15 protein-coding genes are annotated in these 14,925 nt (G+C 43.1%); 6 read left to right on the top strand and 9 right to left on the bottom strand.

The genetic code is table 11. The features are described from left to right. Position 1 precedes the first annotated feature (1 nt). From DOM22_RS05050 to DOM22_RS05040, 3 genes are all read left to right on the top strand, one after another. Positions 2-883, top strand: a complete 882-nt coding sequence (locus DOM22_RS05050) for an efflux RND transporter periplasmic adaptor subunit (RefSeq protein ID WP_142699330.1) — start codon at positions 2-4, stop codon at positions 881-883. A gap of 124 nt (positions 884-1,007) precedes the next feature. After that, positions 1,008-1,463: an Hsp20/alpha crystallin family protein gene (locus tag DOM22_RS05045; protein ID WP_142699329.1), complete on the top strand. Its 456-nt coding sequence runs from the start codon at positions 1,008-1,010 to the stop codon at positions 1,461-1,463. Positions 1,464-1,651: 188 nt separating this feature from the next. Next, entirely contained in the window at positions 1,652-2,605 is a 954-nt protein-coding gene (locus DOM22_RS05040; RefSeq protein WP_142699328.1) for a sigma-54-dependent Fis family transcriptional regulator, read from the top strand. On the opposite strand, the gene DOM22_RS05035 is transcribed toward DOM22_RS05040, so the two are convergent. The 4 genes from DOM22_RS05035 to DOM22_RS05020 are packed head-to-tail and all read right to left on the bottom strand — an operon-like array spanning position 2,593 to position 7,270. Next, complete coding sequence (locus DOM22_RS05035) at positions 2,593-5,067, bottom strand: cation-transporting P-type ATPase (protein WP_142699327.1); 2,475 nt, start codon at positions 5,065-5,067, stop codon at positions 2,593-2,595. The genes DOM22_RS05040 and DOM22_RS05035 overlap by 13 nt on opposite strands. Beyond that, a complete protein-coding gene (locus tag DOM22_RS05030) occupies positions 5,064-6,329 on the bottom strand; it encodes a cell wall metabolism sensor histidine kinase WalK (protein ID WP_142699326.1) in 1,266 nt (421 codons plus the stop codon). The genes DOM22_RS05035 and DOM22_RS05030 overlap by 4 nt, the downstream gene beginning before the upstream one ends. Before the next feature lie 13 nt (positions 6,330-6,342). Beyond that, positions 6,343-6,963 (bottom strand): hypothetical protein, encoded by a 621-nt coding sequence (locus tag DOM22_RS05025; protein WP_210415684.1) that lies wholly within the window; start codon positions 6,961-6,963, stop codon positions 6,343-6,345. Then, positions 6,908-7,270, bottom strand: a complete 363-nt coding sequence (locus DOM22_RS05020; protein WP_142699324.1) for a rhodanese-like domain-containing protein — start codon at positions 7,268-7,270, stop codon at positions 6,908-6,910. The genes DOM22_RS05025 and DOM22_RS05020 overlap by 56 nt, the downstream gene beginning before the upstream one ends. 232 nt (positions 7,271-7,502) lie before the next feature. Between DOM22_RS05020 and DOM22_RS05015 the strand changes: the two genes are divergently transcribed. After that, positions 7,503-7,952 (top strand): potassium channel family protein, encoded by a 450-nt coding sequence (locus DOM22_RS05015; protein ID WP_168196558.1) that lies wholly within the window; start codon positions 7,503-7,505, stop codon positions 7,950-7,952. A gap of 14 nt (positions 7,953-7,966) precedes the next feature. Here DOM22_RS05015 and DOM22_RS05010 read toward each other — a convergent pair whose 3' ends face one another. The 5 genes from DOM22_RS05010 to DOM22_RS04990 all read right to left on the bottom strand — a co-directional run bounded on the left by DOM22_RS05010 (position 7,967) and on the right by DOM22_RS04990 (position 12,433). Next, positions 7,967-8,893 (bottom strand): universal stress protein, encoded by a 927-nt coding sequence (locus tag DOM22_RS05010; protein WP_142699322.1) that lies wholly within the window; start codon positions 8,891-8,893, stop codon positions 7,967-7,969. Between the two features lie 188 nt (positions 8,894-9,081). Further along, the gene (locus DOM22_RS05005; RefSeq protein WP_246845851.1) at positions 9,082-10,035 is read right to left on the bottom strand and encodes a DUF346 domain-containing protein; all 954 of its coding nucleotides are present in this window, start codon (positions 10,033-10,035) and stop codon (positions 9,082-9,084) included. Between the two features lie 184 nt (positions 10,036-10,219). Next, a complete protein-coding gene (locus DOM22_RS05000) occupies positions 10,220-11,092 on the bottom strand; it encodes a universal stress protein (RefSeq protein ID WP_142699321.1) in 873 nt (290 codons plus the stop codon). A 97-nt stretch (positions 11,093-11,189) separates the two neighbouring features. Then, entirely contained in the window at positions 11,190-11,693 is a 504-nt protein-coding gene (locus tag DOM22_RS04995) for a hypothetical protein (protein ID WP_142699320.1), read from the bottom strand. Next, a complete protein-coding gene (locus DOM22_RS04990; protein WP_142699319.1) occupies positions 11,684-12,433 on the bottom strand; it encodes a ParA family protein in 750 nt (249 codons plus the stop codon). The genes DOM22_RS04995 and DOM22_RS04990 overlap by 10 nt, the downstream gene beginning before the upstream one ends. Before the next feature lie 221 nt (positions 12,434-12,654). Here DOM22_RS04990 and DOM22_RS04985 point away from each other — a divergent pair, with 221 nt between their 5' ends. Further along, positions 12,655-14,004: a ferritin-like domain-containing protein gene (locus DOM22_RS04985; RefSeq protein ID WP_210415683.1), complete on the top strand. Its 1,350-nt coding sequence runs from the start codon at positions 12,655-12,657 to the stop codon at positions 14,002-14,004. Continuing rightward, positions 14,004-14,918, top strand: a complete 915-nt coding sequence (locus DOM22_RS04980; protein ID WP_142699318.1) for an ACP S-malonyltransferase — start codon at positions 14,004-14,006, stop codon at positions 14,916-14,918. Before DOM22_RS04985 ends, DOM22_RS04980 begins: the two co-directional genes overlap by 1 nt. The last annotated feature ends 7 nt before the right edge of the window (positions 14,919-14,925 follow it).

Here is a 14,925-nt window from a genome sequence, read left to right as displayed (position 1 = left end):
CATGAACAAGAAATCAAACTATGTCAGCTTGCTGGTATATACCACTCTCTTGATCATCGCCCTACTTTGCCTGTGGATATTAACTCGAACAAAACCTCTTGAGGTTCATTACCACGTGATCAAAAAAGCGACCTTTCAAGATGTACTGACAATCGACGGGGTGGTGCGTTCCAACGATAAGATTGTCGTCACGGCGTTCGCGAACGGAGACCTTGAACCTATAGTTTTTAATGTCGGTGACCCTGTTAAAAAAAATCAGACTTTAGGTATTCTGAGATGGGACGCAATAAAAGACATTAAAAGCCCCATGGACGGAGTTGTATCAAAAATCTATCGAGACTCCCCTGGCCCCATCAATAGAGGAGAGCCTATCATTGAAATATTAAACCCAGACCGTCTGGAAGTAATGGTTGAAGTATTAACTACAGATGCTGTTCGTATAACCGAAGGGACACCTGCGATCATAGATGGCTTAGGCCAGGATAGAAAATTCGATGCACGAGTTAGTCGCGTTAGCAGAGCAGGATTTGTTAAACTGTCAGCACTGGGAATCGAAGAAGAAAAAACAAACATCTACTTGAAGTTCGTCAATCCTCCGCCTAGAACTCTTGGAAATAACTATCATGTCGAAGTCCGCTTTGTAATATCACAAACAGAAAACTCATTAATCGTTCCCAATTCAGCGCTTTTTAAAGTCGGAGATTCCTGGGCAGTTTACAAAGTTGATAAAGACAAAGCACACATTCAAATTATTCAGATTGATAAAAAATCGTCCACCGAAGCCATCGTTTCAGAAGGATTGGCTGCCGGTGACATTATTGTGGATTTCCCAAATGATCTTGTATCAGAAGGAAAAACTTTAAAGCCATTATCAATTGAGTAGATTGAGACATATCGTCACCGCTTGGTGAGAAAGATTGGCGCATTTACAAACTCGCCTAAGGAAACTTAGTGGCATCAATCTTGCTTTCAATTCAGATTAAAACCCCACATCAGGAGGAAAAAAAATGGCCAGCAATTTACAAAAATGGTTTGAGAACAGAAGTCCCTTTCGTGGTTTGTCGAACATAGACGATTCATTTGACAGATTAATGAATGAATTGATGAATATGAAACGCAATGGCGGTCTTGGGTCTTTCGAGTTTTCCCCTTCTTGCGATCTAGCAGAGGAAGAAAATCAGTATATCATGACTTTCGATCTGCCCGGGGTGAACAAAGACCAGGTAAAAGTTGAAGTAGATAACAATCAAATCACTGTATCTGCCGAGCGCAAAGAAGAAAAGAAAAAGGACACAAAAAGAACGCATCTTTCAGAAATTCACTATGGTTCTTATCAGCGTAGTTTCACAATCCCTGGTACAATAGATGAAAAAAAAATCGATGCAAAATTTGAAAACGGTGTTCTGACATTAATCGTACCAAAAACTGAATCATCGAAGCTCAAACAAATTCCCGTGCATTAACATATAGCCCGCTTTACCTTCCATAAGCGGGCTTGTGTTTCACTTAAGATGTTCGTGTCAAAAGACTCGCTTAGGACAAACAACGATCCGCAGACAAGTCCACATCTCAAATGTAACTCCCAAAGAAGAAGTTACTGTCTTACTATTCTTTCAAATATAAGTTGTAACTTCATGGGATCGGAGGCTGTGTGAACCAACTGTCATCGTCAGATTTTAGATCTCATCATCCCTTGATTCGGGACCTATTAAGATCATTGCCCAGAATAGCTTCCACCGATGCAAATATACTTATCCAAGGTGAAAGTGGTACTGGCAAAGAAATGCTAGCAAGATATATTCATCGATTAAGCCCAAGGGCATCGAAACCCTTACTTGCTATCAATTGTTCCGCAATCCCCGAAGCTCTTCTAGAATCAGAATTTTTTGGCCATCGTAAAGGAGCTTTTACGGGCGCAGTTTGTGATCACAAGGGAATTTTTGAGTCGGTGCGCGGAGGAACGGTTTTTTTGGATGAAATAGGTGACATGCCTTTTCATCTTCAGTCTAAACTCTTACGAGTAATTCAGGAACGAAGCGTACGGCCCATTGGTTCCCCATTTGAACACAAAGTAGACTTCACGATCATCGCTGCCACCCATAAGAATCTAAAGACCGAAATAAAAAATGCCAAGTTTAGGGAGGACCTGTATTATCGGCTTAATGTTATCCCCATTTCTCTCCCCCCGCTGCGTCAGCGCCGAGATGATATTCCGGATTTAATTGAAGGGTTTACTAAAAAGTTTAGCAAAAAATACGCCCTTACGGAGGATCTAAGTTTTAGCGAAAACGCCGTGATCGAATTAAAGTCGCACTCTTGGCCCGGAAACATTCGAGAGCTTGAAAACTTTATCGAACGCACAATCGTGTTCAATCTGAATAAAACAAAAATAGAAAAAGGCGATCTTCCCAGCTTTGAAGAAAGGGAAGATTTTCAACAATTTAATTATTTTAGAAATTTTCCGACCTTATCCGATCTGGAGGAAAATTATATTCGGTATGTATTAGCTTCGGTGAATCTCCACCAAGGCAGAGCGGCAGAAATATTGGGCATCAGTCGCAGAACGATTTCCCGGCTTCTAAATCAAAAGTCTCATGAATTATAGTTCCACGTTTTTATCACTAATTCAGATATTGAGATCGAGAGAATTACCATAAGAGATGCCCTTACCCAGTCAGAAAAACTGAGGACATCTACCGATAGAAATGTTGCAAAATAAGAAACCTGAAAAATCGCAACGGTCACAACACTGTTTAACAAAAAAATACTAAAGCTCGCCCTCGTCGAAAGCCTTGTTTTAAATAGATGATAAGAAATGCCAGCCAATATTAGCACCAGTAAGGCGTTGGCTCTTGCATACCCGACCCCTTTGTTCTCCCCTAGAGCGAGAAAGAAGTTTGAAGACATAAAAACACACACTAGTAATCCCTTAAGGGAAATAGCGAATAGTTGTTTTTTATTGAAAAAGTCACTTTCTTGGAACTTTTTTGATTTAGATACATCCATCTGAAAACCCAACAATGATGTTGGATGAAGGATTAGCTCTAACCAAACTAAATGAACTGGTAAAAAAAGCAGCGGTTGTCCCATCATCGGAATTATCAAAGCGCCGAGCACCAGTGGGACCTGCATCAACAATAAATATTCAAAACTGGAATTCAGGTTTTTTAATAGTTGTTTTCCCTCTTGTATCGCATTAATGATAGTCACGAAGTTGTCATCGGCTAAGACGATAGAGGCCACGTCTCTGGCAGATTGTACGCCCCGTTGGCCCATTGCTATTCCAATATCTGCTTGTTGAATTGCTGGAACATCGTTTACACCATCACCCGTCACCGCTACGACCGAAAAATGCGTCCTGAGAGAACGAACAATCCACAATTTATGAAGTGGATTGCACCTTGCTATGACATCGTATTCTAAAAGCTCGGAGGCCTGGTCGAGTATCCCTTGCTCGCTCCACAACTCAGGACGATCCTCGAAAGTCAGTACTTTGGGGTTTTCGTTTCCCATCCCCGCCTGGGAAGCGATTGCCAAAGCGGTACCTGGGTGATCGCCAGTAAGCATGAGTACCTTGATTCGATTTTTTTGGCAGAATTCGATCGCATTTTTAACACCCGGACGCAAAGGATCAGAAAACCCTAGAATACCCAACAACGAAAATCCATTCACGGGCTCCGTCTCAATCTCTCGATCTGAAACTTTCGCCTTGCGAGCGCAGGCTAGAACTTTCATACCCATATTAGAATATTTGGAAATGAGATTCCGCCAGTACAGTAGATCAGCCTCGGTTAGTTCACACTGTTTAAAGATGACCTCGGGAGCTCCTTTGCTGAAGCCCATGACTTGATCCTCAGCCGATTTACAGATTGCAGTTTCCTTTTTCCGCATTTCTGTAAATGGAAAGACTTTAATTTTTTTTAGGTGATCTTTTCCGAACGCTATTGAAATTACGACATCAACGGGATCCACCGGATGTTCTTCCGACGCGCTCGCCGCAGCTTCTAAAAGTTCCTGTCTCGAAAAACCCTGTGAGGGAACAATCTCGCTGAGTGTCAACTCACCGGAGGTCATTGTTCCGGTTTTGTCGGTACATATACATTGAACTCTACCAATGCTTTCAACGGTGACAGCTCTCTTAACCAAGGCTTTTTTCTTTGCAAGCCGATACACCCCGACTCCTAAAAAAAATGAAAACACGATCGGAAATTCCTCTGGCATCGCAGCCACTGCAAAAATTGCAGCGCTTAGTAAAGCATTGGCTATACTGTCACCTTGAAACAGCCGAATCAAACCAAGAACGACACAACCACATAAGCCCGCTATGGTAAGAACCTTCACCAAATCAGATATACTTTTTTGCAATGCCGTTCGTTCTTTTGGAACGCTCGATAAAGATTGGATGATCATTCCATACTCAGTATGAGAACCAGTTCTATACAACCTTAGGATGCCTTTTCCGCGCATCACCCGTGTCCCGGCATACACAAGGCAAGCAGAATCAATGGACATCTGATCATCGTTCAAAATTGTCGGCAACGTAGGCAACGACACTTTACTAACTGGTAGGGATTCTCCTGTCAGAACCGATTCATTGAGCAGTATACTTTCGGAAGATTCCAGGTATCCGTCCGCTGGTAAAACGTCACCGGTCTTTAATAAAATAAGATCTCCGGGCACTAATTCATCGCAATTAATTTCGCGAGCTTTGTTGTCTCTGATTACCGAAGCAATCTTACCGATTTTATTTTTTAAATCTTCAGTTGATAGTTCAGTACGGCGATGTAAATACAGATCCATCAATAAAAGAGGCAAAATCGCCAAATAAAGAGTGATTGCCTCATGACGATTACCAACCGAAAGAAAAATTGTTCCGGTTACAAACAACAGTAATATCATCGGATCCTTAACTGACCCCCAAAGAATCTGCCACCAACGAGCCTTTGAGCTATTGGTGAATTCGTTCCTTCCAAAGCGGTTCTGTTGTACAATCACCTGATCGCTTCGAAGCCCTTCGCTGGACAATGGCAGTCCTTTTAATGCAATTACAGAAATTACCGTTCTCACGGTCTTCCCAAAGGCAACCAAAATGTAAATGTAGATCCGCGTCCCACACTACTTTCGACGGATATCTGGCCACTGTGTTGCTCTATAATGTTTTTAACAATCGCCAAGCCCAACCCAGAACTTTTCTCGCCTTCGCTGGGCAGGGTGCTGGTCTTTCCAAAATCAGTGAAAAGTTTCGGTAGTTCATCGGTGCGTATTCCCAAACCTTCGTCGGCTATCGAGAAGTAAATTCGGTCATCATGGGACCAAACTGAAAAAGTGATTTTGGTGCCTCTTTTGGAAAATTTGATTGAATTTGTAATCAGATTTTCAAGCACGCGCTGCATTCGATTCCGATCAATCGTGATGACGGGGGGCAAACCTTCGGACAAATCTGTCTCAAACGAAATATCCTTGGTCGCCGCGAGTATTTCGCCAACAGCTGAAATATCAATACAAAAATCATTCAGCGCAACCTCACCTAAACTCAATGGCGTCAGACTACCTTTAGGGATGGATACCAATGAATACTCTCTTAATTCATCCAACAAACTGAGTATGGAACTGGTATTTCGTTTTAAAATTGAGCAAATATCTTTAAACTTTACAGGTAAAGAATCGTACCATTCCTCTTCAGACGCTAATTCAAGATATCCCTCAATAACACTGACGGGGGACCTTATATCATGAATAATTTTGGACAACGCTAGATCACGTTTTCTAATTTCAGTGAAATAGTCCTTTAGCTTCGCCTGCTCCACGACAACGGAAAGCTCATCAGCGATAGATTTGAATACTTGAATATGGGCGTCCCGATAGGTGTCGGGATCGCGACTTGAAAAGAAAACCACTCCAATTGCTTTATTATCGGATCTTAAAGGACAGGTTAAATTGGAAAGCATCCCGTCCTTTAATATCAATTTCGTCGAAGCAGATTGATTATTTACGGCAGCATACTCGCGCAAATCATTTATGATCCGCGGCTCCCCTGTTTCTATAATCCGTTTTAAACTGCTTCCCTCAAGATTAGCCGAGTAGCCCCGCTTGATAGAGTTGACACTTATTCGAGACTTTACCCATTCTAATCGAATCGATTTCGCCTCAGCATCCACCAATGCAATGCCAATTCTATCAAATGGAATTAATATAATGAGTGAATCAAAGAGAGATTCAAGTATTTGATCAAATGGACACCCCGATCCCATTTTAGTATTAATTTCTTGAACTATCTTGCCCAGCAAAATATTCGCACCATTCATACTTTCCACAGCAAGCGGCTCCATAGATCAGCACTCCTTAAAGTTTATTTCTATGATCGACGTCGACAAAGAAATACTTGAATATCAAACCCACCTCAATGGGCACTCGTGTCTGAGAGAATAAATCAACCCAGTTAGACCCGACATAAAAAGACAAGTATGTTGATTCCTGCAGTTTCACTCCCACCTCACTCCCCAAAAGAAATTCAGACTGGTCGTAACCAAGCATATTATTTTCACTTTCGTGAATGAGCACTTCACCAGCCACTAACGCGGAAAAGAAGAAGCGCCGTGAAAACATTAAGTCCATACCGATTGTTCCTTTAATCAACTGGGCAGAAATATTTCCACTTCCTGTATTATAGTTTTGATCATGGTACGAAAAATTCCGTTGCAATAACGAAATACCGGATTTCAAATAAATGGGAAAGGAGCTAGCGAGCAACCCAGAAAACTCATCCGAGGTAAACCCGAGTTCATAAGTTGATGTATTATCGATCAGATAGTTACTTCGAACAATTTCTTCCCGCTTGTACATGCCTAAACTGACGCCCCTGTGACCACAGGCCGTGAGAGAAATTGCAATCAATACCAAAACAATACTATGGCGTACCGGCGGCATCTTGCGACTTCTTGAAGTATACTTGCGCATCTTCATAGCTTCCCAAATTATCTAAATTTTTGAATTTTAAGTCGTGCATTATCATGACGGCCTTTTTTGCACGTTTTCCGCTTTTGCAATAAACTTTATACACATCATTGCGATTCAATTCTGAAACTTTGCTACTAAAGTCCGACTTAAGAACATCAATATTTATGGCATTGGGTATATGCCCTTGAGAAAATTCTTCCGAAGTCCTGACATCCAGGAACACATCTTTTGCAAAAGCAAGATGGGACGTTAGAATGATGGACACCGCAACTCCGGTGACAAATTTTCCAACAAATATATTCTTATATGCCATTTTATAAACCTCATTTCACTGTCAATTAAACCAATTATAGTTCTCTAGCCCCGCGAAGTGGTCTTACTTATTTTTAAAGTGGCCTCCAACATTTATAACAGATAAGACATTCTGTCTCTCAGACCGGGCCAAAATGGCGCAGCCGTTTTCACGAATCTCTCCTGAATTCAATACGAAAGGAATAGTGTTTGCTATAAGAATACCAAGACGACTGATAACTCATGAGATGCTTATGAAACTTGTCTTATCGAAACCTCATTCCAGCTCAAAAAGAAGAGTGCCTAAGCACAAACACAGGAAAAAGATATATATCACACGCTTTACGGCCATGATAAGCCACCCACTGTTCTGGATCCTAACTTTGGCCGGAAATATCATGATAGTACTTGGTGCAGTTCTCATCTACTATTCAGAATCATTCGGCTCAAACCACCCAAATTTTATCGACTGTCTAATGTGGAGTACCAGCATCGTGACAACAATTGGGTTTATTCCGTGGGTTCCAGAGACACAGGTTGGAAAGGTTACAGCAATCGCACTTATGTTTTTTGGTACATTCTTCGTTTGGTCATACATGGCATTTCTAGTAACGACACTTATATCTCCAGCCCTTTCCTCTATTGAAAAAGAAGTTGAAGATGTTGAAAGAGAACTTTCAGAAATTCGAACAAAACAACTATAAATAGATCGTGAGTTTTACCGATTTGATCTTACAACCAGTATTGGCACAGGAGATTCCAGGATAAGTTTTCTTGTAGTGCTTCCGATAAATGCTTTAGTAACTCGAGATCTTGAATGTGAACCGACGACAATCAAGTCAGCCATTTGATCACCATCTGATGCAATCACCCTCTCTAAACTTTTTTGCTGACTCAAAAGAAGTCCTTGAACATTGATTCCCATTTTTTCGGCAGTCTTAACTTTATCGTTCAGCAATTTTTCAATTCTTCTTCTCGTATTCATTGAGTGAATCGCTAACTTCAGATTTGAGAGCTTTCTCGACGCCAAGGCCTCCTTGAGTTCGTACATGCGATGCCCCCAAGAGTAACAGATCGTCAAATCAGCCTTCATTCGTTTTGCAAGAAAATTGGCGTAGTCTTCAGCGCCAGTCGATGCAGGTGAAAGATCGGTGAGCATCAGGATCCTGAGTGGATCCTCAATCGGAATTTCATAATCATTTCTAACCACCTCTGGACCCACGATCAATACTGGGCAGGAAGCTTTCCTCAGGATTTCCTCAGACACACTCCCGATCAATATTTTTTGGATTCCGCGTTTCCATTGAGCCCCGATCACCAGCAGTTCTGTACTTTTAAGATCAGCTCTTTTCAGAATCATTTCCACGGGGTCACCGAGAACGGTATCGACTTTTGTTTTTACGGAATAGTAGGACATTTGTTTTTTTAGCTTTTGTATCGCTTCACGGTCTTGTCGTTTCACTTGAGCAATTAACTGAGGAGAATATTCACCCTGTTTGGATAATGACACGTATACAATACCAAGGGGCAGCCTCAAACGTCTTGCGATTTCAGCAGATAGATCTCTAATTATATCAGAGCGCGTGTTCGACGCTTTTGATCTACTTGAAAGATCATCTGCTGCTAAGATTACTTTGTTCTCCATTTTATCTCAACCAAACTATCGTGCGACGATATTATTAATCATTTTGATATAAGGATATCGTTTTACAAAAATTTATTTTAGTAGATAGGACATGCATTTGAGCATGAGACAAAATGTCATGACAGTTAGTTAAAATTTTATTCAACAGAGAGAAAGAGAGGATGCGGCCCCGCTCCTCTCTCGAATTTTTATTCTTTATACGTGCGATACCAAATTGCATTGTCCGTACCTTTGACAAACACCAGGGATCGCTGGTTACCTGATGAAGTTGCAGAAGGCCCCGAAGTCAGGGTTCCCCCTAAAGAACTCCACGCACTCCAGGAGCCGCTTAAGTAACGACGATAGTAAAGAGAGTTATCCGTCCCCCTGACATAGACATCCAATTGTCCCACTGCCCATGATGACGAACCAGGAGCCGAAGTCAGCACTCCCCCTAAAGACTCCCAAGAAGACCATGTTCCTCCGGAAAACCATTTGTGCCAGAGAGCATTGTCAGTTCCACGAGCAAAAACATCCAAACGAGTGGAGCTCCAAGAAACTGCCGATGGATCGGATGTTAACGTACCACCTAAACTCACCCATGGTCCCCAAGATGTTCCCGAAAATGACCGTTGATAAAGTGAACTATCCGCTCCTGCAACAAAAACGTCCAAGCGATTTCCTGATCTGCTGGCAGAACCAGGTCCCGTTGTTAAATACCCACCCAATGAGTACCATGGTAACCAATGACCTGAACGCCAGCTACGAACCCATAAGGCATTGTCAGTTCCACGCACGAAAACGTCGATACGATTCGCTCCCCAGCATGCAGCCGAAGGAGAAGAAGTTAAAGCTCCCCCCAATGATTCCCAGGCTTCCCAGGAATTACCGTTCCAACGACGATGCCATAAAGCATTATCAGTGCCGCGTACGAAAACCTCAGTGCGAAAGTTATTCCTTGAGCAAGAAGCCGGATCCGATGTTCCCGTGCCTCCTATCGTATCCCATGCAGACCATCCCGGCGGGCGAGGGTCATCATTTTGAATATCGGGACCTTCAAGCGGAGCTCCCTGAGGAGCCTCGGGCATAAAAAAGGCCCAGGTTGAAATACACCAGGTCATCAGTAAAGAAACTATCAGCGCACGTAGGAACGCCATTCCCATACAATCCTCCTTGATCGCTCGGGGTGATTTGTTCTCCTAATGAAAAAATCTAATTAAGGAATCTTCAAGCAGCTAGTGGAATGAGTGACTTAGTTTTAAAAGTCAGCACGGCCAGTGCGAAACAAAACCGGACTGATGTGAAACATTCGATTTTGGGACAGTGTCGATCTGAATTTCTGAGTGTTTATTTTGTTCGGACGATAATCACCGGTACACGCGCAGACAACATCACACGCCGAGTAGTACTACCCAGAAATGCTTTTAAGAATCTTCCCCGGGAGTGAGTTCCCATGACAATAAAATCAGCGTTCTGCCAGTCATTCTTTTTTAGGAACTTAGACACTTCGACTTCTTCATAAGCTATGTGCCCGGTGGCCTTAAGGCCCTGAGCTTTATAAGCTTTGATTTTCCGTGACATCGAAGTTTCGGCAAACTCTTTCATTTCATCAAATAGTGCTTCGACTCCGGCACTTTTTACTCTTTGTGAGTACAGCATATCTTTCATGTGTTTGATTTGATCGCCGACCGAGTGGAACAGTATAATTTCTGCATTTAACTTCTTTGCAAATCTCGCAGCGAACCTTTCAGCGCCACCCGAGGTATCAGACAGATCCGAAATAACCAAAATTTTTAAGGTTTTCTTATTAAGACTGTAGTCTGCTTCGACGGCATGCGAACCAAGAACTAATACAGGCACATCAGCATTGCGCACAATTTCTTCGGCCACACTTCCAAGAAAAGTTCTCTTTACTCCTGAGCGGGCCCGAGTGCCCATAACAAGCATTTCGACATTCGGTTCTTTGGCTTGCTTAAGTATCACCTCAACCGGAAGACCCTTGAGAATTTCAATATCCGATTTTTTATCGGCAGTCGTAATGACTTCTTTGGGAATATCCAGGACGGCAATTGTTCTGACCTTATTTTTCAGTCTCTGAGATAAATCATTAGTCAACTTTTGCAAAACACGAGAGCGTTCTTTAGCTTCCTCTTTTTTTGCGAAAACATCATCACACAGAAGTATCGTCTTAGTGGGCATAGGCCCTCCCCGCTTTTTCAATAGAATACAAGCTGGACTGAGATTTCTTAAGGACGTTTGGAGTGCATTTTCACATGCCCCACCAGGAAGGTCGCGCAGTCACGGATGTTCCATATCCCTATAGCAAGTCGTCAATTAAAGATTTAATCTGCGACAGCATATTAGGTTGGCCTAAAGGTTTACTTCGGGCTTCGCGTTGGGCTTTGGCTTCTTTCACGGCGGCAGCGGCTGCTTCTCCCCGCTGTTGTGGGCGCTTTGATTTTTTTTCGCGCAAAGCATCTGGCTTAAATGTCGGTGCCCATTTGTCAGAAATGATATGACCTGCACGAGCTTTTTGTGTGGCCGAGACGAAAACTTCCTCGCCGCCATTCACCATGACAAAACGATACTGAATTTCATGTTGATATTTAAGCCAAACTTCGGCTGTGTATTTGACAGACTTTTTGGTTTCTTCAGCCTTTAAGGCAAAGCGCTGTTGAAAACCATACTCGTCGCTGACTTCAAAAAATACGGAATCCCCATCGTGAAGCACGATGGATAACAATTCCACATTGGTGACAACTTTATCACCAATGGGTTTTGTTGAATCTACGAATAAGGGATTAAGACTGCCTACGCCCACATTTCCACAGCAAGATTAGCTAAGGCCTGACCCGCAGGATTTCTTGGCGAGTACTGAAGCATCGGTTTGTGATTGTGATGCGCTTCTTCAACCACGATGGAATCCGGGATGTAGTTATTGAATACAGGGATCGTGTAGTTCGTGCGCAGGTCATTGATGACTTTTTCTACGATCTTACGATTGCGGTATTTAGAGATAATGATTCCGCGTACGTCAATTTTATGACCCAAACCTTGATGGATATTTTTTAATGTCTCAAGGATCAGCTCGATACCTTTTAAAGAAAAATACTCGGGGCAAATTGGAATCACGATATCTTTGGAAGCAATCAAGGCATTCACTGTCAAAAGACCCAAAGATGGCGAACAGTCGATCACGATGATGTCGTATTGGTCTTTGATCTCTGCCAAGCCACGCTTCAAAATACTCTCGCGTCCGAATTTGGAAGCCAGGATGATTTCAATACCGCTTAACATGATCTCGGATGGAATGACATCAAAGCCAAAAGTTTCCGAAGGCACCACTGCGTCTTGCGCAGCCAGCTCGCCCGTCAAAACATCATAGATAGTATTTTCAAAATCCAGGTCGCCAAAGATCGAGCGAGTCGCAGACGACTGCGGATCCAAATCAACCAGCAAAACTTTTTTGCCGTTGTGAGCCCATTGTGCAGCTACATTAATTGCTGTCGTAGTTTTAGCGACGCCGCCTTTTTGATTGATGAATGCTACGATTGATCCCATAAAAACACCTCTTAATACGCAGTACTTTAGGCCAGCTTTAAATCAGATTGAAGGACAAGCGATTTGAGGGCTAAATTTCAAGCCCAAGGTCTAGGAGGCCATCGAACCGATTGATGCGCGACGTTACGGCGAAATCGTTAACATTTAGCTCTAGGAAATTAATGTAACGTACCCCAAAGTTAATTGGTCATGCAAATGTGAAACATGTTAGCAATTGTAATATGAAAAGCTTCAGCGAAACGATTCAGACACTCATGAACGAAGTCACCAAAGATGCGCACATCGAATCGGCGTGGCTGACTTCGATGGCGCACATGGAGCATCTTGCGGCGGAAACTATCTTAGGGAATATTTCAAATTCCACTCCCCCTGAGTTTTTGGAAGAGATCAAAGCCCATGCCGGTGATGAACATCGTCACCGTGACGTGATCTTGGCGATCCGCCCTTTTGCTGAACCTGTAAATCAAGCTTACCAGGATCTGCGCACGCGTTTTTGCGATATCATTGAAACCTTCATAATGGGTTACTTTGGTAATCCAGAATTAGTTAAAGCAAACAATCGTTTTGCGGCATACGTTCATGGTGCGATCACGATTGAGCAGTTTCCATTTCAAATTTACTCCGCTTACATCCCGAGCACCGGCTTTGCACATATTCGCGAAGCCATGCAATCGGTTTTAGACGACGAAACCGCACACATTCAGCTGGGCAGAAAATTTCGCAATTCTTTGTCTGAAGCAGATCGCCTGTCGTTGCAAGAGCTGCAAAGTATTGAAAAAGAAATGTGCCTGCTGATGGCAGAGCGTATGACCGATTTAATTCGTGAGTTTCAATCCACTGCGCGTGGTCCCGTTGTATCTGCTAAAGCCAGCGTCCGTTTAGCTTGGCTTTTGGGAGAGCGCCCCGCTGCAACCATCGCGTGGGTGCAAGCCTTGGGGCATAGTGAATCCGCCGCTGCTGAACACATGCAACAAGAATTCACTTCTCGCGGTTTAAATTTGCCTGCACAAATGCCCGAGCACGTGGACGATGAAATGCGCCACGCCCGCATGCTTCACAGAGCTGTTTTGATGGATCGTCGTCGCTTGATGATGGTTGATGGATACAAAGAATTAGATCACCGTTTAAATCGTCAATTGCAGAGATATCTGACTCGATATTTCAGTGCTTTGGTTCGAGAAATCAAAGATGCCGATATGCTTTATCTGTATGGAGCTTGGGGTCTGGAGATGCGCGTATTTAAACACTACAGCGACATCATCAAATGGGCTGACCATGTCGGAGTGGCTCACACGATCACCTCTATCCTTGAAGACGAGGCGGAGCACACGCAAATGGTGAATACGGCGTTAAATGAACAACACCTGTTAAATCCCGAGCTTTTAAAGTTTGTTCGTCAGACCGAAGAAGAAATCTTTGAAAAAGTCGCCGAAAACGCTATTGCGATTTTGCTGGAATTTGATCAAAAGGCAAACTTTACTCCACCGTATAGACATGCTTACGCCACCACGCTGGTTGCGAATATTACAACGTCAAACTCAGAGGCTGAACCCCTGATGGAGTTACAATAATGGCAACGGCATATATTTTCCCAGGCCTGAATGCCTTGATTCGCAAATCAGATCGCAATCGTTTTACTCACCTGCCGGAAGTTCAATCTTATTTCACGAAAGCTGAAGATATCATCGCGAATCGTTTTGGTAAGAAATTTTCTTTTAAAGAATTCCTGGAACTTCCAACAGAAGAAATTTACTCAATCCAAAATATCAGCCTTGCTGCCGTCGCGATCTGTGCAATTCAAGCAGGAGTGGCGGAACGCATGCGTGAACTGCATGGCAGCCCTGACTGGGTGATGGGATGCTCTTTGGGAGATTTAGCCCGGGCGGTGTTTGCCGGGGCTTATACTTTTGAAGACGCCATTTATAATCATATTCATTTCACACAAAGAATCGATGGTATTGATCAAATTGGGCGTAACATCGGAGTGCTTGCACCTAAAGGGGAAACTTTCAGCGAAGAAGACTATAAGTGGTTTGATGAAGTCGCGGTGGATGTATCTTGTTTAACTCCGCGCTTTTTGAATGTCGGTGGCAGATACGCCGATTTAGGCAAAGTGGAAGAGCGTGCAAAAGAGAAAGGCTGGAACACGATGAACATCCTGGATTATCCCGCACACTCTCGTTATATCCTGCCTTACGTGCGCGCGGTGGAGAGTGATTTTGCAGAAGTGCGAACGTACCGCCCGCAGATTCCAGTTTTCTCAAGCTTAAGTGCACAACCTTTAGAAGATCCCACACTCATCAAAGAAGAATTTCTGCTTTCTATTACGCGCACCATTCACTGGTCGCAGGCCGTGCAAAAGCTCGTCAATGAAAAGGGTATTACTCGTTTCATCAACATCGGTCCGTGCCGGTCGCTTTCGGGATTGATGCGTGATATTCCGGTGGATGTGGAAACTAAAGAAGCCTACGAATTAATGAACTAAGGCTCCC

This window comes from Bdellovibrio sp. ZAP7 (assembly GCF_006874645.1).
Lineage (GTDB): Bacteria > Bdellovibrionota > Bdellovibrionia > Bdellovibrionales > Bdellovibrionaceae > Bdellovibrio.
Note: the sequence above shows the minus strand (reverse complement) of the source record. Positions and strands in the feature narration are given on the sequence as shown.